The organism is Bacillus sp. PS95 (genome assembly GCF_037963565.1).
GTDB lineage: Bacteria > Bacillota > Bacilli > Bacillales > Bacillaceae > Bacillus > Bacillus subtilis.
Window position 1 is genome coordinate 964,290 of record NZ_CP150160.1, and the last position, 21,399, is coordinate 985,688.

Annotated in this window: 17 protein-coding genes and 1 pseudogene; 12 read left to right on the plus strand and 6 right to left on the minus strand. The window is 43.8% G+C overall.

The features are described from left to right. Nucleotides 1–136: 136 nt before the first annotated feature. From glpD to yhdA, 5 genes are all read left to right on the plus strand, one after another. Complete coding sequence (gene glpD / locus NSQ12_RS05040; RefSeq protein ID WP_015715569.1) at nucleotides 137–1,804, plus strand: glycerol-3-phosphate dehydrogenase; 1,668 nt, start codon at nucleotides 137–139, stop codon at nucleotides 1,802–1,804. A gap of 129 nt (nucleotides 1,805–1,933) precedes the next feature. Beyond that, nucleotides 1,934–3,679, plus strand: coding sequence for a phosphoglucomutase (gene pgcA / locus NSQ12_RS05045; protein ID WP_088325493.1), 1,746 nt, complete (start codon nucleotides 1,934–1,936; stop codon nucleotides 3,677–3,679). Between the two features lie 147 nt (nucleotides 3,680–3,826). Then, nucleotides 3,827–4,966, plus strand: a complete 1,140-nt coding sequence (gene yhcY / locus NSQ12_RS05050) for a two-component system sensor histidine kinase YhcY (RefSeq protein WP_003245750.1) — start codon at nucleotides 3,827–3,829, stop codon at nucleotides 4,964–4,966. Beyond that, the gene (gene yhcZ, locus NSQ12_RS05055; protein ID WP_015252479.1) at nucleotides 4,963–5,610 is read left to right on the plus strand and encodes a two-component system response regulator YhcZ; all 648 of its coding nucleotides are present in this window, start codon (nucleotides 4,963–4,965) and stop codon (nucleotides 5,608–5,610) included. The genes yhcY and yhcZ overlap by 4 nt, the downstream gene beginning before the upstream one ends. Further along, complete coding sequence (gene yhdA, locus NSQ12_RS05060) at nucleotides 5,607–6,131, plus strand: FMN-dependent NADPH-azoreductase (RefSeq protein WP_015715573.1); 525 nt, start codon at nucleotides 5,607–5,609, stop codon at nucleotides 6,129–6,131. The genes yhcZ and yhdA overlap by 4 nt, the downstream gene beginning before the upstream one ends. Before the next feature lie 14 nt (nucleotides 6,132–6,145). Here the strand turns inward: yhdA and NSQ12_RS05065 are convergent, their stop codons facing one another. Continuing rightward, a complete protein-coding gene (locus NSQ12_RS05065) occupies nucleotides 6,146–6,388 on the minus strand; it encodes a YhdB family protein (protein WP_003233373.1) in 243 nt (80 codons plus the stop codon). 200 nt (nucleotides 6,389–6,588) lie between these two features. Here NSQ12_RS05065 and NSQ12_RS05070 point away from each other — a divergent pair, with 200 nt between their 5' ends. Next, nucleotides 6,589–6,912, plus strand: coding sequence for a YqzG/YhdC family protein (locus NSQ12_RS05070; protein ID WP_014476269.1), 324 nt, complete (start codon nucleotides 6,589–6,591; stop codon nucleotides 6,910–6,912). Nucleotides 6,913–6,953: 41 nt separating this feature from the next. On the opposite strand, the gene lytF is transcribed toward NSQ12_RS05070, so the two are convergent. From lytF to NSQ12_RS05085, 3 genes and pseudogenes are all read right to left on the minus strand, one after another. Further along, entirely contained in the window at nucleotides 6,954–8,420 is a 1,467-nt protein-coding gene (lytF, locus tag NSQ12_RS05075) for a peptidoglycan endopeptidase LytF (RefSeq protein ID WP_088325494.1), read from the minus strand. A 151-nt stretch (nucleotides 8,421–8,571) separates the two neighbouring features. Then, nucleotides 8,572–9,012, minus strand: coding sequence for a nitric oxide-sensing transcriptional repressor NsrR (gene nsrR, locus NSQ12_RS05080; RefSeq protein WP_014479293.1), 441 nt, complete (start codon nucleotides 9,010–9,012; stop codon nucleotides 8,572–8,574). 107 nt (nucleotides 9,013–9,119) lie between these two features. Beyond that, nucleotides 9,120–10,779, minus strand: a pseudogene (locus NSQ12_RS05085) (mechanosensitive ion channel). 30 nt (nucleotides 10,780–10,809) lie between these two features. On the opposite strand from NSQ12_RS05085, the gene spoVR reads away from it, so the two are divergent. Beyond that, nucleotides 10,810–12,216, plus strand: a complete 1,407-nt coding sequence (gene spoVR, locus NSQ12_RS05090) for a stage V sporulation protein SpoVR (protein WP_014479295.1) — start codon at nucleotides 10,810–10,812, stop codon at nucleotides 12,214–12,216. A gap of 29 nt (nucleotides 12,217–12,245) precedes the next feature. Here spoVR and phoA read toward each other — a convergent pair whose 3' ends face one another. Continuing rightward, nucleotides 12,246–13,631 (minus strand): alkaline phosphatase PhoA, encoded by a 1,386-nt coding sequence (phoA, locus tag NSQ12_RS05095; protein WP_339176086.1) that lies wholly within the window; start codon nucleotides 13,629–13,631, stop codon nucleotides 12,246–12,248. A gap of 528 nt (nucleotides 13,632–14,159) precedes the next feature. On the opposite strand from phoA, the gene lytE reads away from it, so the two are divergent. Then, entirely contained in the window at nucleotides 14,160–15,164 is a 1,005-nt protein-coding gene (lytE, locus tag NSQ12_RS05100; RefSeq protein WP_003244816.1) for a peptidoglycan endopeptidase LytE, read from the plus strand. Between the two features lie 70 nt (nucleotides 15,165–15,234). On the opposite strand, the gene citR is transcribed toward lytE, so the two are convergent. Then, nucleotides 15,235–16,110: a transcriptional regulator CitR gene (gene citR, locus NSQ12_RS05105; protein WP_003233357.1), complete on the minus strand. Its 876-nt coding sequence runs from the start codon at nucleotides 16,108–16,110 to the stop codon at nucleotides 15,235–15,237. 108 nt (nucleotides 16,111–16,218) lie between these two features. Between citR and citA the strand changes: the two genes are divergently transcribed. The 4 genes from citA (at nucleotide 16,219) to NSQ12_RS05125 (ending at nucleotide 21,385) form a co-directional block, all read left to right on the plus strand. After that, a complete protein-coding gene (citA, locus tag NSQ12_RS05110) occupies nucleotides 16,219–17,319 on the plus strand; it encodes a citrate synthase CitA (protein ID WP_015715577.1) in 1,101 nt (366 codons plus the stop codon). Nucleotides 17,320–17,392: 73 nt separating this feature from the next. Next, complete coding sequence (locus NSQ12_RS05115; protein WP_003244867.1) at nucleotides 17,393–18,262, plus strand: SDR family oxidoreductase; 870 nt, start codon at nucleotides 17,393–17,395, stop codon at nucleotides 18,260–18,262. 252 nt (nucleotides 18,263–18,514) lie between these two features. After that, nucleotides 18,515–19,912, plus strand: a complete 1,398-nt coding sequence (gene bcaP, locus NSQ12_RS05120; RefSeq protein ID WP_003245791.1) for a branched-chain amino acid transporter BcaP — start codon at nucleotides 18,515–18,517, stop codon at nucleotides 19,910–19,912. 117 nt (nucleotides 19,913–20,029) lie between these two features. Then, entirely contained in the window at nucleotides 20,030–21,385 is a 1,356-nt protein-coding gene (locus NSQ12_RS05125) for a sodium-dependent transporter (RefSeq protein WP_003233348.1), read from the plus strand. Nucleotides 21,386–21,399: the final 14 nt, after the last annotated feature.

Consider the following 21,399-nt stretch of genomic DNA (forward strand, 5'->3'; position numbering starts at 1 on the left):
ATACTATGGTATAATGGTTACAAGTTAATAAGAACGGTCCTGAGATGAGGAGAGACCACAGCACCAAAGTGTAAGCATGCACTTTGGCTGTTGTGGTCTCTTTTTCTATTTACCGTGACAACAAGGAGGAAACGTAATGATGAAACATCAATTTTCAAGTCTTGAAAGAGATCGCATGCTGACAGACATGACGAAAAAAACATATGACCTATTTATTATCGGAGGAGGAATTACAGGAGCCGGAACAGCTCTTGACGCGGCATCAAGGGGAATGAAGGTCGCACTAAGCGAAATGCAGGACTTTGCGGCAGGAACATCAAGCCGATCAACGAAGCTGGTACATGGCGGCTTGCGCTATTTAAAACAATTTGAAGTGAAAATGGTCGCTGAGGTAGGAAAAGAGCGGGCGATTGTGTATGAAAACGGCCCGCATGTCACTACACCGGAATGGATGCTGCTTCCGTTTCATAAAGGCGGCACATTCGGTTCATTTACAACATCTATCGGGTTAAGGGTTTATGACTTCCTTGCAGGTGTGAAAAAGTCAGAACGAAGAAGCATGCTTTCAGCAAAAGAAACGCTGCAAAAAGAGCCTTTGGTGAAAAAAGACGGCTTAAAAGGCGGCGGGTACTATGTGGAATACCGCACTGACGATGCGAGACTGACCATCGAAGTCATGAAGGAAGCGGTGAAATTCGGGGCAGAGCCTGTGAATTACTCCAAAGTGAAGGAGCTTCTTTACGAAAAAGGCAAAGCCGTCGGCGTATTAATTGAAGATGTGCTGACAAAGAAAGAATATAAAGTGTATGCGAAAAAAATTGTCAATGCTACAGGCCCTTGGGTCGATCAGCTCAGAGAAAAAGACCATTCGAAAAACGGAAAGCATTTGCAGCATACAAAAGGCATTCACCTTGTATTTGACCAGTCTGTCTTTCCGCTGAAACAGGCTGTATATTTCGATACACCTGATGGACGGATGGTATTTGCGATTCCTCGTGAAGGCAAAACATACGTGGGAACAACAGACACTGTTTACAAAGAGGCGCTGGAGCATCCGCGGATGACAACGGAGGATCGTGATTATGTCATCAATTCAATCAATTACATGTTCCCGGAACTGAATATCACTGCGAATGACATCGAATCCAGCTGGGCGGGGCTGCGTCCGCTGATTCATGAAGAAGGCAAAGATCCTTCTGAAATTTCACGGAAAGACGAGATTTGGACATCTGACTCAGGCCTGATCACCATTGCCGGCGGAAAACTGACTGGATACAGAAAAATGGCGGAGCACATCGTTGATCTTGTCCGTGATCGCTTAAAAGAAGAAGGCGAAAAGGATTTTGGACCATGTAAAACGAAAAACATGCCAATCTCTGGCGGGCACGTCGGCGGTTCGAAAAATCTTATGTCCTTCGTTACCGCGAAAACAAAAGAAGGAATTGCAGCCGGTTTATCAGAAAAAGACGCAAAACAGCTTGCGATCAGATACGGCTCTAACGTAGATCGCGTCTTTGACCGGGTAGAAGCGCTGAAAGATGAGGCCGCGAAACGCAACATTCCGGTTCATATTCTTGCTGAGGCAGAATACAGTATAGAAGAAGAGATGACTGCAACCCCTGCTGACTTCTTTGTCCGCAGAACGGGACGTTTATTTTTTGATATCAATTGGGTAAGAACATATAAAGATGCCGTTATTGATTTTATGAGCGAGCGATTCCAATGGGATGAGCAGGCGAAAAACAAACATACAGAAAACCTCAACAAGCTTTTACACGATGCGGTCGTACCGCTTGAGCAATAAATCATAACGGGCTGTCTGCAGCCCGTTATTTCTTTTTACGTGGAAAGGGCCAGATCTCAGGTTATCAAGTGACAGAGGCACCCGCTTCATATAAAATAATGGCATAAGCTGATACATAGGAGGACGAATATGACTTGGAGAAAGAGCTATGAACGCTGGAAACAGACAGAACATTTAGATCCGGAATTAAAAGAGCGCCTTATTGAATTAGAGGGAGATGAACAGGCCCTTGAGGACTGTTTCTATAAAGACCTTGAATTCGGTACCGGCGGAATGCGCGGAGAAATCGGCGCCGGGACAAATCGGATGAATATTTACACTGTGCGCAAAGCATCGGCCGGGTTTGCGGCATACATCTCGAAGCAAGGTGAGGAAGCGAAAAAACGGGGCGTTGTCATTGCTTATGATTCCCGCCATAAATCTCCGGAGTTCGCGATGGAAGCGGCAAAAACACTTGCGACACAAGGCATCCAAACATACGTGTTTGATGAGCTTCGCCCGACGCCAGAGCTGTCATTCGCTGTCAGACAGCTGAACGCTTATGGTGGAATTGTGGTAACGGCAAGCCATAACCCGCCTGAATATAACGGCTACAAAGTATACGGGGATGATGGCGGCCAGCTGCCTCCAAAGGAAGCGGACACCGTCATTGAGCAGGTAAACGCGATTGAAAATGAGCTGACGATCACAGTGGACGAAGAAAATAAGTTAAAAGAAAAAGGCTTAATCAAAATCATCGGTGAAGATATTGATAAAGTTTATACAGAAAAACTGACGTCCATTTCTGTACATCCTGAATTATCGGAAGAAGTAGATGTAAAGGTTGTTTTCACACCGCTGCATGGAACTGCAAATAAACCGGTCAGACGCGGTCTTGAAGCACTCGGCTACAAAAATGTAACGGTTGTCAAAGAACAGGAACTGCCGGATTCAAACTTCTCCACTGTTACATCGCCGAACCCGGAAGAGCATGCGGCATTCGAATATGCCATTAAGCTTGGGGAGGAGCAGAATGCAGATATTCTCATCGCGACAGATCCTGATGCTGACCGCCTCGGCATCGCGGTGAAAAACGATCAAGGCAAATATACAGTGCTGACAGGAAACCAAACCGGAGCGCTGCTGCTTCATTACCTGCTTTCTGAAAAGAAAAAACAAGGCATCCTGCCTGATAACGGTGTTGTTCTCAAAACGATCGTCACAAGCGAAATCGGCCGTGCTGTAGCTTCTTCATTCGGCCTTGATACGATTGATACGCTGACAGGCTTTAAGTTTATCGGTGAAAAGATTAAGGAATACGAAGCATCAGGCCAGTATACCTTCCAATTTGGTTATGAAGAGAGCTACGGTTATTTAATCGGGGATTTTGCCCGCGATAAGGACGCCATTCAGGCTGCGCTTTTGGCAGTTGAAGTTTGCGCGTTCTATAAAAAACAGGGAATGTCATTGTATGAGGCGCTCATCAATCTCTTTAACGAGTATGGTTTTTATCGTGAAGGGCTGAAATCCCTGACGCTGAAAGGCAAACAAGGAGCAGAGCAAATTGAAGCGATTCTTGCTTCCTTCAGACAAAATCCGCCGCAGAAAATGGCGGGCAAACAGGTTGTCACAGCAGAAGATTACGCTGTAAGCAAACGGACGCTTCTGACTGAAAATAAAGAAGAAGCCATCGACTTGCCAAAATCAAATGTATTGAAATACTTCCTGGAAGACGGGTCTTGGTTCTGTCTTCGTCCTTCAGGAACTGAGCCGAAGGTGAAATTTTATTTCGCCGTAAAAGGGTCATCTTTGGAAGACAGTGAACAGCGTCTTGCCGCCCTTTCTGAAGATGTAATGAAGACGGTGGATGAAATTGTTGAGTCGACAGCAAAATAATTCAAGTATGAGCTGGGTCATTGTAAATGATCCGGCTTTTTCTTTTCTCATCCAAAAGTCTGAAAGAAAATCATCCTACAAGTGAAGTAATGAAATACAAAAAACTGGTATAATCTTAAATACAAGATCAATGCCGGAGTGAGAAACGTGAGCAAAACGAGGATGGAAAAATTAAAAACGCTGAAAACGATTGCGGAAACCTTAAATCAAGGGCACGATATCAAAGCAACACTGGATGAGGTTTTAAAAGAGTTGCTGAGTCTGACAAACCTTCAATCCGGATGGATTTTTCTGATCGAAGAAGATGGGTCTTATACGTTAGCGGCCGACGCTTATCTGCCCCCGGCTTTAAGCCGCAAGGAAAAAGTGCTGATGTGCGAAGGGGAGTGTTACTGCCTGACGAAATTCAATAACGGAGGGCTTAGAAAAGCTGCAAATATCATGAACTGCAAACGCATCGAATCAGCAGAAAACCTGCATTGTTTTGACACAGAAGGGATTACGCATCATGCAACTGTGCCTTTAGAAGACGGGGACAGAAGATTCGGATTGTTAAATGTAGCGGCGGCCGGAAAAACCATGTTTGATGAGGAAGAGCTGCATTTACTCGAGTCTGTCGCCTTTCAGATCGGAACGGCAATCCAGCGTATGAGGCTTTCTGAATATCAACAAAAAAATGCTCTTTTAATGGAGCGTAACCGCCTCGCTCAGGAGCTTCACGATTCAGTCAATCAAATGCTGTTTTCCGTCAGTTTAACTGCCAAAGCTGCGAAGACACTAACAAAAGATGAAAATTTACAGCAGATGATTGATTTCATCCAAAACCTATCACAGGACGCGCTCGCAGAAATGAAAGCGTTAATTTGGCAGCTTCGCCCCGGAGGATTGGAAAAAGGGCTGGCTGAAGCCATTAAAAGCTATGGTGCGCTCATTGGATTGAAGATCATTTTTACACAAAAAGGCTGTCCTGTTCTGACTGATGAGCAGGAGCATATGCTATGGCGTGTCGTACAGGAAGCTTTAAATAACTGCAAAAAGCATGCCGGAACGGATACGGCGTATGTTAGTCTGACTGCTTCTTTGTGCCATGCGGAGCTGGATATCATCGATCATGGGGCAGGATTTCGCTATGAAGCGCATGCCGGTCTGCCTTCACTTGGCATAAAAGGTATGAAAGAGCGAGCGGAAAAAGCCGGAGCTAAGTTTTGGATTGAGTCAGCGCTTGGAACTGGAACAAAGCTGTCCATCAGGCTTCCGCTAAAAAGCCGAAAAGGAGGGGCGGTATGAAAATTGTCATTGCTGATGATCATCATGTTGTCAGAAAGGGTCTGCGTTTTTTCTTTGCCACCCAGGATGATATTGAAGTCGTCGGAGAAGCTGCAACTGGATTAGAAGCTCTCCGTGTCATCGAAGAGACAAAGCCGGATCTTGTGCTAATGGATCTGTCTATGCCCGAGATGGACGGCATTCAAGCCATTAAAAAAGCAATACAGCAATTTCCGGATACGAATATCATTGTGCTGACGAGCTACTCTGATCAGGAGCACGTCATCCCCGCGCTTCAGGCAGGCGCGAAGGCGTATCAATTAAAGGATACGGAGCCCGAGGAATTGGTGAAAACACTAAGACAAGTGCATGCTGGCGAATACAAGCTTTCTACAGCTATTATGCCCCATGTGCTGACACATATGAAAAATCAGCACGACCCGGAAAAAGAAAAATACTATCAATTAACAAGAAGGGAAAAAGACGTTCTGACTGAAATAGCAAACGGGAAAAGCAATAAAGAAATCGCAGCAGCCTTGTTTATTTCAGAAAAAACAGTAAAAACCCATGTATCGAATCTTTTAGCAAAACTTGAAGTGGCCGACCGCACGCAAGCAGCGCTTTTCGCAGTGAAATATAATCTGAATGGAGAGATCTCGAAATGAACATGTTAGTCATAAATGGCACGCCTAGAAAACATGGCAGAACAAGAATTGCAGCATCCTATATTTCAGCTCTGTATCACACGGATTTGATTGATCTAAGCGAGTTTGTATTGCCCGTTTTTAACGGTGAAGCGGAACAATCTGAACTGTTGAAAGTACAGGAGCTTAAGCAACGCGTTACGAAAGCGGATGCGATTGTATTATTATCGCCTGAATATCACAGCGGCATGAGCGGCGCTTTAAAAAATGCCTTGGATTTTCTAAGCAGCGAACAATTCAAATATAAGCCCGTTGCATTATTGGCAGTAGCGGGAGGCGGAAAAGGCGGCATCAATGCGCTGAACAATATGAGAACTGTGATGCGGGGTGTCTACGCCAATGTCATTCCGAAGCAGCTGGTGCTTGATCCGGTGCATATTGATGTTGAAAATGCTACAGTGGCTGAAAACATTAAGGAAAGCATAAAAGAGCTTGTCGAAGAACTCAGCATGTTCGCAAAAGCAGGAAATCCCGGCGTCTAAACGCCGGGATTTGTTTATGTGAGAAGGGCTATTTGATCTTCATAAGTCAGCTCTGTGGCATGATCAATATATCGGAGAAGGGAATACAGCATCTTTTCTAAAACGGCGTAATCCTGTTCAAAATGATACGCATGCAGAAAATGCTCAATTCGTTTTGATAACAAATCGTCCTCTGTACGCACCATTAAAATTAATAAATTATCCCATTGAGAACGATGGGTGTAATAAAGCGCTTTATCGTAATCGGCATAATCCATGAATCGCTTCTCCTTTCTTGGGTGAGAAGTTCATGATTAGTTTATGCCGCATCCTCTGTTATTGACGGGGCAAAACTTGCCGTCTGCGTCAGTAAAGTGGTAGCAATATGAGGGAGACATAAAATCAAAATGCCTGAATGAAGATATCGCTTTTGGTAAACCTATGAGGGAACATATTCTGGGTACAGGAGACTGAAAAAATGAAATCTCTGCCGTATACCATTGCGCTTCTTTTTTGCGGATTGATTATCGTGTCAATGGCTGCAAAAGGTCATTCAACGGACACAAACGAGTCAGTTCAAAAGTGGGAACAGCTTGCCTGGAGCAAAATTCAGGATGAATATAAGGGCGCTTCATTTTCTGATTATGCTTATATGGGGCGTACAGAGGTGAATGATCAGCAGACGAAAGATGTCTTTCGGGTGACAGTCAGACAAAAAGATGACACTTTTTCTGTTCGGGCCGAAGTCTATTTTCATCCGGTGACAAATCATATGATCAGCATCAACGTCTTTAGGCTCTAATAAAAAACTGTACAGCCGTTAAGGCCGCACAGTTTCTGTTTTTAGAAATATCGTTTTGCACCGAGATAGCGCTGTTTCCAGTAAGAGTTGTTCATATTGGAAATGACAACTCCGGAATCGTTGGCATTTATGAATTCCCCGTTGCCTAGGTAAATTCCGACGTGGGAAGGGCCGGCTTTATATGTTGTAAAGAAAACAAAATCTCCGACAGCAGGCTGGCTAACTGATTTCATTGTGTTCCAATATCCCGCTGCCGTTAATCTAGATACGGATGTGACTTTGTTCAGTACATAGTAAATGAATCCGCTGCAGTCAAACCCGGACGGTGTCGTGCCTCCCCAGCGATATGGAACCCCAAGCTGCGCTTTAGCGGCCGAAATCATTGTGTTAATCTTCGCACTCGTTGAGCTGGTGGTGTTTGAAGAACCGGATGAAGACGATGATGAAGCTTTTCCGGAAATGACCAGCTTTTGGCCAACCTGCAAGACATCCGTTTTTAAATTGTTTTTCTCACGAATCTGCTGAGCTGTTACATTAAATTTTTGAGCAATCACCCATAAGGAATCACCGCTTTTCACCGTGTATGTAGTCGTCGTGCCGGAGCTTGCATTTGACGAAGAAGACGACGATGATGAAGAGCCTGAAGATGCTTTACCTGTCAGCTTCAATACTTGTCCAACGTACAGCACATCTGATTTCAGATTGTTGATATTTCGGATTTGCTGTACAGTCAGGTTATAGTTGTTTGCGATTTTCCAAAGGGAATCACCGCTTTTAACGGTATATTTAGTTGTTGCTGAAGTTTGGTTCGATTTGGATGAAGTGTCCTTAGAAGACGTATCAGAGCCGCTTGATTTTGTTTTCAACACCTGATTCACGTAAATGGTGTCTGATTTTAAGTTGTTCAAGACCTTCAATTCAGCGATGGACATATTGACTTTGTTTGCAATTTTCCAAAGTGAATCTCCAAGCTGCACCTTATATGTTCCCGTAGAAGATGAGGAACTTGAACTCTTATTAGAACTGTTTTTTGAACTGGAGCTTGAACTCTTATTAGAGTTGCTTTTTTTACTGGAACTAGAGCTTGAAGAAACAGTACCGGACACCTTTAATTTCTGCCCAGCACGAATTAAATCGCTGCTTAGTCCGTTTAATTTTTTCAGTTCCTGCACCGTCATTTTAAACTCATTTGCGATCAGCCAAAGTGAATCTCCGCTTTTCACTGTGTAAACAGAACTTCCGCTCTTCTTGGTTGTTGAGCTTGAAGTAGATGAAGAAGTGCTGGATTTGCTGCCTGGAATAGTAAGCGTCTGGCCGATCGACAGAACAGTAGTCGAAAGATGATTGGCGGATGTGAGGGCCGCCACACTTGTGTTATAGGTTTGGGCCAGTTTCCATAAAGAATCTCCGCTTTTGACCTTAATCGTTGCTGCTTCAGCTGGTGTCACTGCTAAAGTTGTGCCGACAATCGCAGATGCTGTCAGCCCTGCTGCTAATTTCTTTTTCATCTTAGCTCTCCTTTTTCCCCCAATGATTTTGCATTTGCTGTTTCTTTTTTATATCGGCACATTTGTCTCATCGTTTTGCCTTTTTATAAAAATAGCAAAATTATCTTAACAATAAGGGGGAAAAAGGGCATAAAAAAGAAGGAATCTTGATTCATTCCTTCATTTTTAAAAGCTTCATGATATCTTCCTTGTTTTTGACGAGGTCGCGCAGTGTATATTTGTCTAAAACTGCGAGGTAGGCTAAAAGCGCTTCATTCAGCACATGTTTTAAGCCACAAACCGGGGAAATAACACAGAGATTCTTGTTCGCATCAAAACATTCAACAATATTAAAATCGTCTTCCGTTTTTCTGACAACCTCACCGATGTTGATGTCTTCAGGTTCCATGCCTAATCGTATGCCGCCGCCCCGTCCGCGTATCGTTTCTACGTAGCCGAGCTGGCCGAGCCTGTATATGACTTTCATGAGATGATTTTTTGAAATAGAATACGTTTCGGCAATCTGTTTTATATTTGAAAGTTCTCCGGGACGCTCTGCAGCCAGAAAAATCAACACTCTTAATGAATAATCTGTATAATTGGTTAACTTCATAATAAGACCTCAGAATAAGACATTTTCTATATCTTATCATAATCGATTGAAAAATGAAAAAAAAGGAATTAAAAAAACATGCACCCAGCTGGGTGCATGTTTTTTGCTTACATGTCATTCGGCGGATTTTGGTTTTTACGGTTTTTTTCGATTTCTGTGTTTTGCATTTTGCGTTCAAATGTAGACAGATAACGTGATGCAAAATCCTTACCGCCAAGGCCGAAGGATAAACCGAAAGCGAGTGCGAAGCCGCTAAGAACGATGATAAACGCGGAATTGACGATTGTCGCAGCGACACCAAGCTGATCCAGGGCCATAAAGAAAGCAAGTGCGATAATCGTATATTTAGCAATAGGCGCTAAAGACTTGAATTCCTGGCCTTTTATCATGCTTGAGAGCACTTTTCTCACCAATTCTCCTGCGTAAAGGCCGAGTCCGAGAATGAATACTGCGACAAGGACATTCGGCAGATACGCGATGATGCCAGTGGCAATTTCTACGAGGAAGTGCAGCCGAACAATTTGAAGCGCCTCAGCTGTAAAGAGCAGAATGACAATGATTTGCGCAATCATACCGACAACTTGAGACAAGGACAGCTTTGCAGGCGTTCCGGCTTCCATGCCCATTTTCCTTAAGACAGAATCAAAGCCTGCGCGATGGAGCAGTCCGGACACCATGGATTTCACCCATTTTCCTGTCCAGATACCCGCTAAAACAAGCACGATGGCAATCATGATGTTCGGAAGCATGTTTAAAATCGTATTCAGCATAGAGACAGCCGGTTTTGAAATGCCGGCGACATCCAGCTGATCAAGCGCTGAAATGACAACCGGAATCATAATCAGCACATAAGCGATTGTTCCAATGACTGCTGAAAGGCTTGTGTCTTTTAAGTAAATTGATAAACCCATACGTGCCGCGAATCTTTCCGTGCCGATGCTTGCAAGGAAATTCGTAATGATATCACGGACAAGGCGGGCAACAAGCCAGCCGATTAATACGATAAGCGCCGCTGCAAATAATTTCGGCAGAAAAGCGAGCACGCTTTCCATCATATTTGTAAAAGGACCTGAAATGCCGCTGATTTTCAAAGAAGATAAGACCCCTGGCAGAAAAACAAGCAGCACGAGATAAAAGACAATTTGTGAAGCGGTATTGACAGCCTGGTGAATATCTTTTCCTTCAGACACCAAATTCCACTTGCGCAGTTTGTCACTCGTGTTCAGCTTCATCCCGATTTTTTTGACAAGGAAGCTTAAAACAGAGGCTGCAGCCCATCCTAACAGCAGAATGAGTCCAGCTTTCAGCACGCTTGGGATCGCGGCTGCAATCGCCGAAAGCATACTGACAAACGGCGATGCCACTGTTGTCAGGTGCAAAATGTTAAAGAATAAAATAAAGACGATGATCAGTGCGATAAAATAAACGACCTTGCTTATGACTTTTTCCGAGGAATAGCGTGAAGGCTTTTTCCCAGCAAAGAGCTTGTCGTCGATTTTTGTTTTGCTGAGTCCTTTGTATACCGCTTTTTCAATGATTTTAGCAATAGCCCAGCCGATTAATAAGACGAGTAAAGCAATGATTACGTTTGGCAGCTTACTGAGATAAGAAGAAAACACGTCTGCTACATTCAATTGGTATCGCTCCTTTTTCGTAGTATGGTGTGTGTTTACCCACTTATCCAATAAGCAAACAGATGAATGTGCCGGGGGGAATTTTTTCTTGCCCGAGTGAGACTATCATCTTTTGTCTGGCGGGCTCATACATTATAGATAAGTCCAAGTAGGGGGGATTCGGTTGAACGCGGAGGAGAAGAAGGGATTACAGCGGGCAATTGAGGAAATTACCGAAATTGCAAAAGGATTCGGCCTTGATTTCTACCCGATGAGATATGAAATCTGCCCGGCTGAAATTATTTATACATTTGGCGCGTACGGGATGCCGACAAGATTCAGCCACTGGAGCTTCGGCAAGCAGTTTCACAAGATGAAGCTGCACTATGATCTAGGGTTAAGTAAGATCTATGAGCTGGTCATTAACTCAGATCCATGCTACGCTTTTTTGCTGGACAGCAACTCACTGATCCAAAATAAATTGATTGTCGCACACGTTCTTGCTCATTGCGATTTCTTCAAAAACAACTGCCGTTTCCAAAACACGAAGCGCGATATGGTGGAAAGCATGGCGGCAACAGCTGAACGGATAAAACACTATGAACAGGTTCACGGGATAAAAGAAGTCGAATCTTTTTTAGATGCAATCCTTTCGATTCAGGAGCATATCGATCCGTCGTTGGTCCGACCAAAGCTCCAATGGAGTGTGGATGATGAGGAAGAGGAGATTGAAGAGGCAGCCACGCCTTACGATGATCTATGGTCATTGGATGAAAAGAAACCGAAAAAACAAGTGAAAAAATCGAAAAAACCGTTCCCGCCGCGGCCTGAAAAAGATATCCTGCTTTTTATCGAGGAGCATTCCCGGGAGCTGGAGCCATGGCAGCGTGATATATTAACGATGATGAGAGAGGAAATGCTTTATTTCTGGCCTCAGCTGGAAACCAAGATTATGAATGAGGGCTGGGCTTCCTATTGGCACCAGCGAATTATACGTGAGCTTGATTTAACCTCTGATGAAGCGATCGAGTTCGCCAAGCTGAATGCAGGTGTCGTTCAGCCGTCCAAAACAGGCATTAATCCTTATTATTTAGGGCTAAAAATATTTGAAGACATTGAGGAGAGGTACAACAACCCGACGGAGGAAATGAAGAAAATGGGCGTGCAGCCTGACTCCGGCCGGGAGAAAATGTTTGAGGTCAGGGAGATTGAATCCGATATCTCTTTCATCCGCAATTATTTAACCAAAGAATTAGTCATGCGCGAGGATCTTTATTTGTTTCAAAAACAGGGCCGAGATTATAAAATCATCGATAAACAGTGGAAGTCGGTGCGCGACCAGCTCGTAAGCATGCGGGTAAATGGCGGTTTTCCATATTTGACAGTAAACGACGGCGATTATATGAAAAATAACGAGCTCTATATTAAGCATTGGTATGAAGGAATAGAGTTAGATTTGAAATATTTGGAGAAAGTGCTCCCTTATTTATTCCAGCTTTGGGGAAGAAGCGTGCACATTGAGTCTGTGCTTGAGGATAAGGAAGTCATGTTTTCCTACGACGGAAAAGGTGTTCACCGCAGATATTTATAAAAAAGAGGATGCAGCGTTCTGCATCCTTTTTATTTTCCAGTTTTTAAAATCTTAAATATGATGTTTGCCTGGTCCGTATTGTTAATCAATCTGCGGAATTTTTCTTTTCCGGGGCCGTACGCGTATACCGGTACTTCTTCGCCGGTATGATCGGTACTCGTCCATCCGCTGTTGGAGCGAGTATTAAAAATCTTGATGATGGCTTTGTAGGCCCCTTTGCTTTTGTCAGCCTGTGCAGCTGCTTCAACGCTTTTGATTTCTTCAGATGTGACTTTCAGATTGCCATAGCGGGCGAGCACATCTTTAACCGGCTTGCCTTCACTGATTTTTTTGGCCATGAATTCAGGTGTTTTCTTAGCGGAGAGAATCGGTTCTGCGTGCCAATTTTTTTCCCCGTTTGCGCCAATGGTAAAGCCGCCGGTTGTATGGTCAGCAGTTGCAATCACAAGTGTATGTTTGTCTTTTTTCGCAAATTCAATCGCGGCTTTATAGGCCTGTTCAAAATCTTTAACCTCGCTCATGGCTCCTACTGTATCATTGTCATGGGCCGCCCAGTCAATCTGGCTCCCTTCGACCATCAAGAAAAATCCTTTTTTATTTTGGTTCAGGCGATCAATTGCTGAAACCGTCATGTCTTTGAGAGACGGTGTTTTGCTGTCACGGTCGAGCGCCTTAGCAAGCCCTCCCTCTGCGAAAAGCCCGAGCACCTGCTGATCTTTACTTTTCTTCAATGCTTGTTTAGTTGTCACATAGCTGTAGCCGGCTTGTTTGAATTCCTTTGTCAAGTTTCTGTCCTTGCGGTTAAAATAAGATTTTCCGCCGCCGAGCAGCACGTCTATTTTATGTTTGCCTTTTATTTTGTCATCCATATAGCTGTTGGCGATTTGGTCCATGTTTTTCCGTGATTCATTGTGGGCGCCATATGCTGCTGGAGTGGCGTGGTTAATTTCAGACGTGGCGACAAGCCCTGTTGACTTGCCTTGCTGTTTGGCCTCTTCAAGTACTGATTTCACTTTTTTCCCGTTTTTATCGACGCCAATTGCATTGTTATATGTCTTAACGCCTGTTGCTAATGCTGTTCCGGCTGCTGCTGAATCTGTAATATTATAGTCAGGGTCATCCGGATGCGTCATCATCATGCCTGTCAGGTTCCGGTCAAATTCTGTTAACTTCGGGTTATTCGGTGTGTCACCGTTATTTTTCATGGAACGGTAGGCTCTTATGTAAGGCGTCCCCATGCCGTCGCCTATCATCACAATGACATTTCTGATCTCAGCTTTGTCTTGTTTTTTGGCGCTGGCCTTTTCTGTTTGCTGCAGCTCAGCTCCGGCAAAGACTCCAGCTGTAAGGACAGAAACAGCGGCGATTGGCAGAAGTTTTGATTTCATATTTTGAAACAAACTCATTTTTTTCATGCCTCCTTTAATGTATTCCGTTTATCATGTTAGGGAAATTTTGTTAAATGCGGCTGTTGATCATGTAAACAATAAGTAAAGCCTTGTAAGGAAATAAAAAAACGCTTTTCGTTATCTTGCCTTATTTGATGTGAAGCATTCATTTTTCAGAAAAATCTTTACCTCTCTGTCTTTGCATGATATGTTTGTTTAAATAAAAAAACTGCGGATAACCGCAGCTCTCCTCGAATATTCTTTATCACTCATTTTTCAGATATGTGAGCCGACCCCGAAAGTTTTTCATTTATTTCCTTTATGTTGAAAAACATCCCATAAAACATGACAAAAGCACTCGTTTTTTGTCACCTTTGCAACGAAAATGAAATATTTAATACCCTTAAAAACTTTTTTTTAGAACGAATAATTAAGAAATTTGTCACATGAAGTCAAGACTATTTCTGATGGGAATCTATCCTTATAATAGAAATCAATAAGATTAATTAAAAAAAGAGATACATATATAGAGAGTTAACATTTGGGGAGGAAAATATGAAAAAGCAAATCATTACAGCTACGACAGCAGTTGTTTTAGGATCGACGTTATTTGCAGGAGCGGCATCTGCACAAAGCATTAAGGTGAAAAAAGGCGACACGTTATGGGATCTTTCAAGAAAATACGACACAACGATCAGTAAAATTAAATCAGAGAACCACCTTCGTTCAGACATTATTTATGTGGGACAAACTTTATCGATTAACGGCAAATCTACAAGTTCAAAAAGCAGCAGTTCTTCTTCCTCTTCTTCTACATACAAAGTAAAGAGCGGGGACAGCCTTTGGAAAATTTCAAAAAAATACGGCATGACAATCAATGAACTGAAGAAGCTGAATGGCTTAAAATCAGATTTGCTTCGTGTTGGACAAGTCCTGAAACTGAAAGGTTCAACTAGTTCAAGCAGCTCCAGCTCATCAAAAGTGTCATCGTCTTCAACTTCTACTTATAAAGTGAAGAGCGGAGACAGCCTTTCTAAAATTGCGAGCAAATACGGCACTACGGTTAGCAAATTAAAAAGCTTAAACGGCTTAAAATCAGATGTAATCTATGTCAACCAAGTATTGAAGGTGAAAGGGACAAGCACAAGCAGCTCAAAACCTGCTTCATCTTCATCATCTTCAAGCAGCAAAACGTCATCTACATCACTTAATGTGAGCAAGCTGGTTTCTGATGCAAAAGCGTTAGTCGGAACGCCATATAAATGGGGCGGAACGACAACTTCCGGCTTTGACTGCAGCGGATTCATTTGGTACGTACTGAATAAACAAACAAGTGTGGGCAGAACAAGCACTGCAGGATACTGGAGTTCTATGAAGAGCATTGCCAGCCCGTCTGTTGGTGATTTCGTCTTCTTCACAACATATAAATCCGGCCCTTCTCACATGGGGATTTACATTGGAAACAATAGTTTCATTCATGCAGGATCTGACGGCGTACAAATCAGCAGCCTGAACAACAGCTACTGGAAGCCTCGTTACCTCGGTGCGAAAAGATTCTAATTTTTAGAGAAAACCCGTTCATTGGAACGGGTTTTTTTCATTAGACGGAGCACAGGCGTTTTGGTTGCTCCTAAAAATGAAAATGTGATAAAAAATCCAAGAATTTTTTTTCTTTCTTATTTTCATAAAGGGCAATCGCGTAAGCGCCGGCATAGGGCAGCTGTACAGACTGATAAGGAATTCTGATCATCTGTTTCTCTGCTAACTCACGCTTTACTGTAGATAAAGGCAGAAATGAAACTCCGAGTCCTTCCTTGATAAACCGTTTCGTTATATGTGTTTGAGTGACCTTCATTGTTCTCACAAATGGAAATGTCATTCTGACTTGACGGAGCAAGTCGTCCCAGTAATCAGGATGATTGTGGGTCAAAAGCAGGTATTGTTCGAGCACCTCTTTGGCATCAATTTCGTTGTCTTCTATGAAACGCTTATCGGGCGGGGCAACAAGGACGACAGGGTCTTTGTATAAGCAGTGGCAGCTTAAAGAAGAAGACTGTACCTTTAAACAGCTTAGTCCGATATCTGCTTCCCCGGCTTTAATCAGTGACGCGATTTCCGCTGATTCGAAAATCGTAACCGCCATTTCTGTTTCCGTATTCATTGCTGTGTACCGTTTCATGACAGAAGGAAGCACAGTATCTGCAATAAGCGGAGAAACCGCGAGCTGTAAGGTTTGAGAGTAGCCTTGTCTCACTCTGTGAAGCTCTGCCATGCTGTTTTCATAATCATCAAGAAGCCTGAGCGCATACGGCAAATACGCCCTGCCTTCATCAGTCAGCTGGATTTGCCTGCCTTTACGCTCGAACAGCTTGCAGCTGATTTCTTTTTCTAATTGCTTGATATGTACGGTCACAGTGGGCTGAGATAAGAAAAGCGTTTCCGCCGTTTTTCGGAAGTTTTCATATTTTGCAGCGGTCACAAAGGTGTGAAGCCATTTGAAATCCATTTCTGTTCTCCCTCTGATTAATATTTTTAATTAATTCCCTTTAAAATATTCATTATTTTTTAAATATTATATTTACTATAATAACAGAAAAGGATAGGGGGAATACAAATGGTACATTACGGATTAAAGGGAATTACATGTGTGGAAACATCCATCAGCCATATTGATGGTGAAAAAGGGCGTCTGATTTACAGAGGACATCATGCAAAAGACATCGCACTGAATCACAGCTTTGAAGAAGCGGCTTATTTGATTTTATTTGGAAAACTGCCTTCAACTGAAGAATTGCAGGTATTTAAAGATAAGCTGGCTGCGGAACGGAATCTTCCGGAACATATTGAGCGCTTGATTCAATCACTGCCAAACAACATGGACGATATGTCGGTGCTGAGAACGGTTGTTTCAGCATTGGGGGAAAATACGTACACATTCCATCCGAAAACAGAGGAAGCAATCCGGCTGATTGCAATCACGCCTTCTATCATTGCATACAGAAAAAGATGGACGCGCGGTGAACAAGCAATTGCACCTTCTTCCCAGTACGGACATGTCGAAAACTACTATTATATGCTCACAGGCGAACAGCCTTCAGAGGCAAAAAAGAAAGCGCTTGAAACCTATATGATTCTGGCCATGGAGCACGGCATGAACGCATCCACTTTTTCGGCACGAGTCACGTTATCAACAGAGAGTGATTTAGTGTCAGCCGTCACGGCTGCTCTCGGCACGATGAAAGGTCCGCTGCACGGAGGCGCTCCTTCTGCGGTGACAAAAATGCTTGAAGACATTGGAGAAAAGGAACATGCTGAAGCATATCTGAAAGAAAAGCTCGAAAAAGGAGAGCGCTTGATGGGATTCGGCCACAGGGTGTACAAAACAAAAGACCCGCGGGCAGAAGCTTTGAGACAGAAAGCAGAAGAGGTGGCCGGCAATGACCGTGATCTTGATCTTGCGCTGCATGTAGAAGCAGAAGCGATTCGTTTGCTTGAAATCTACAAACCGGGACGAAAGCTATACACAAATGTTGAATTTTACGCGGCTGCAGTGATGAAGGCCATCGATTTTGACGATGAATTGTTTACTCCGACCTTTTCAGCAAGCCGAATGGTAGGGTGGTGCGCCCATGTGCTGGAACAGGCAGAAAACAACATGATTTTCCGCCCGTCAGCGAAATATACCGGTGCCATTCCCGAGGAAGTTCTTTCATAACATATTTTGGCGTTTATTCATTTCTTTCATGTGGTAACGTTCAGTATCAACCACATGTCTAGGAGTGATGAATGTGAACCCAATGGACAGACAAACAGAAGGACAAGAACCGCAGCATCAGGACAGACAGCCGGGCATTGAGTCAAAAATGAATCCGCTGCCGCTGTCAGAGGACGAGGATTATCGAGGAAGCGGAAAACTGAAAGGAAAAGTCGCGATCATTACTGGAGGCGACAGCGGAATAGGTAGAGCAGCAGCTATTGCCTTTGCTAAAGAGGGGGCTGATATCTCCATTCTATACTTAGACGAGCATTCGGACGCAGAGGAAACACGCAAACGGATCGAAAAGGAGAATGTCCGCTGCCTGCTTATCCCGGGAGATGTCGGGGACGAGAACCATTGTGAACAAGCTGTGCAGCAAACAGTGGACCATTTTGGTAAACTCGATATCTTAGTGAACAACGCCGCTGAACAGCATCCCCAGGACAGCATTCTCAATATTTCAACAGAACAGCTGGAAAAAACCTTTCGCACAAATATTTTTTCCATGTTTCATATGACGAAGAAAGCTTTGCCTCACCTGCAAGAGGGGTGTGCCATTATTAATACGACATCGATTACCGCTTATGAAGGGGATACGGCGTTAATTGATTATTCCAGCACAAAGGGTGCGATTGTTTCCTTTACGCGTTCCATGGCGAAGTCGCTTGCAGATAAAGGCATCAGAGTGAATGCGGTGGCGCCCGGTCCGATTTGGACACCGCTTATTCCGGCGACATTCCCTGAGGAAAAAGTGAAACAGCACGGCTTGGATACCCCAATGGGAAGACCGGGACAGCCGGTTGAGCATGCAGGCGCCTATGTTCTGCTGGCGTCTGACGAATCTTCCTATATGACAGGGCAGACCATTCATGTGAATGGCGGCCGTTTTATTTCAACGTAATCAACGAAAAACCAGCTCAAGAGCTGGTTTTTTGTGTGGTGAAAAATTTCAAAATAAAAAATTTGTCGATTTTTCTAACAATTTTGTTTTCATTTTTGCAATTTTATATATAATATTGAGTAGGAGAAAGGAATGATTCGCGACCAGTACAAATATAGTAGAAAAAAAGAAAAATGACCATTGTTGCTCATGAATTCAGAAAATTCAAATAAAATATATATATAAAAATAGATGATCGGGAGTTGAAGGGGAATGAAAGGGAGCGTTTTTAGGAAGAAAAGCATTCAGGATTTAATCGCTGCGACGAGCGGGGAAAAGTCTTTAAAAAGAGAATTAGGGGCATTTGATTTAACGTTGCTTGGAATCGGCGCCATTATTGGCACAGGGATTTTTGTTCTGACGGGAACAGGCGCAGTCACGGCCGGTCCCGGGCTGACGATTTCATTTGTTGTGGCGGCGTTGGCTTGTTTATTCGCCGCCCTGTCTTACGCGGAATTTGCGTCAAGTGTGCCTGTTTCAGGTTCGGTGTATACATTCACTTATGCGACATTGGGAGAGCTTATGGCCTTTATTATCGGGTGGGATTTAATTTTAGAATACATGCTGGCGGTAAGTGCAGTGTCGGTCGGCTGGTCTGGTTATTTCCAATCGTTTTTATCAGGGCTTGGCATTCATCTTCCGGTTGCTTTAACAGCGGCACCGGGCGCAGTGAAAGGCACCTTTACCCTGTTTAATCTTCCTGCATTCGTCATTGTAATGGCGATCACATATTTGCTTTATTTAGGCATCAAAGAATCAAAAAGAGTCAACAATATCATGGTTATCTTGAAGATACTGGTTGTTCTGCTGTTTATCGCGGTGGCAGCCGTTTACGTGAAGCCGCACAACTGGCAGCCGTTTATGCCAATGGGCTTTGGCGGCGTATTCAGTGCAGCGGCGCTCGTATTCTTTGCTTTTATCGGATTTGACGCTGTATCCTCTGCTGCGGAAGAGACGAAAAATCCCGCGAAAGATCTGCCTAAAGGCATTATTTTCTCTTTACTGGTCTGCACGATTTTATATGTCACCGTATCAGCCATCATGACTGGGGTTATCCCGTTTGCTCAATTTGCGGGTGTGGATCATCCGGTTTCTCTTGTTCTTCAAAGCGCAGGGCAAAATTGGGTGGCAGGCATCATTGATATTGGCGCCGTGCTGGGAATGACAACAGTTATGCTCGTGATGCTTTACGGGCAGACCCGCGTCATGTTTGCCATGTCGCGTGACGGACTTGTGCCGGGTTCACTTTCTAAAGTGCATCCAAAGCACAAAACACCTTATGTAGCCACTTGGTTTTTCGGAACGATGTCGGCGCTTCTCGGCTCACTTGTTCCGCTGGATGAACTTGCAAAGCTGGTGAACATCGGGACGTTGTCGGCATTTGTCCTGATTTCTGTGGCAGTTATCGTTTTGAGAAAGAAACAGCCTGATCTTCCGAGAGCTTTTAAATGCCCGGGAGTTCCCGTGATCCCAGGCCTGGCGATTCTGTTCTGCCTGTTCTTGATTTTAAATCTGGGATGGGTGACGATTGTCCGCTTCCTAGTGTGGCTGTTAATCGGCTTAGTAATCTATTTCCTGTATTCAAGAAAGCATTCAAAATTAAATCAATAACCTTTTGATAAAGAGAGCGGCCATACAGGCCGCCTCTTTTCTGTTCTTGGCAAATGAATCTATAGAAATGAAGACAAAAATAAGAGATAATATAGGCTGGAAAGGAAGTGACGTTTATTGTCTGAGCAAAAACCAGTCCAATGGGCTTCGAAAATTGGTTTCGTCATGGCAGCGGCCGGCTCGGCTATCGGCTTGGGCGCGATTTGGAAATTCCCTTACGTAGCGGGGACCAATGGGGGAGGAGCCTTTTTTCTTATCTTCGTGTTATTTACCATCCTCTTAGGCTATCCGCTTTTGGTGGGGGAATTTATTTTTGGAAGACGGAACCAGACGAATGCCATTGATGCATATAAAAAAGAAGCGCCGCGATCAGCTTGGTTTCTTACAGGGTGGATCGGCGTAGCTGCGTGTTTCTTAGTGCTGTCGTTTTACAGTGTAATTGGGGGATGGATTTTGCTGTATATCGTAAAAACGGCGTCAGGCTCACTGTCCGGGCTTTCTCAAGCACAGTATGGCGCTCTTTTTGCTTCTATTATCCAAAATCCGGTGCAGACGCTCGCGGCTCAGCTTGTCTTTATGGTACTTACTGTCATCGTTGTCGCAAGAGGGGTTCAAAAAGGGATTGAACGGGTAAGCGCGGTGATGATGCCGATTTTGTTTTTATTGTTTATTCTGCTCGTTCTTCGGTCTCTTACGCTTAATGGTGCAATGGAAGGCGTAAAGTTTCTGCTTGTGCCTCATTTCGGCGATCTGACTCCGGAATCCATATTATTCGCGCTGGGACAGGCCTTCTTTACGTTAACACTGGGGGTTTCGGTGATGGTGACCTACAGCTCCTATTTGCCGAAAACACAAAATATCCCTCGTTCGGCAGCCTCCATTGTCTTGATGAATATCATTGTGACACTCTTGGCAGGTTTGGCTATTTTTCCGGCGGTTTTCTCATTCGGTTTTCAGCCAAATGAAGGACCGACACTGCTGTTTACAGTGCTTCCGGCCGTTTTTGAACAGCTTCCGTTCGGCACGTTGTTTTTTATCGGTTTTCTCGTTGCATTTTTATTTGCAGCCTTAACCTCAGCATTTTCTATGGTTGAAATTATCGTTGCCACAATCGGAAAAGGGGACGAAAAGAAGAGAAAAAAACTGTCATGGACGAGCGGGCTTTTGATCTTTTTGGTCGGAATCCCATGCTGCTTGTCTTATGGCGTTTTGAGTGATGTGCACCTATTTGGCAAAACGTTTTTTGATATTGCCGATTTTACCGTCAGCAATGTTTTGATGCCTTCAGGCGCTCTGTTAATTTCTCTATTTATCCCGCTGAAAATTTCGAAAAGCGAACTCTTGGCTGAAATGCGAAATGGATCAAATGCAGGTAAAGCATTCTTTTACACATGGTTTTATTTGCTTCGTTTTATCGTGCCGCTTGCCATTATTATCGTGTTCTTAAATTTAATCGGAATTTTATCATTTTAAAAAACAGGCTCCGT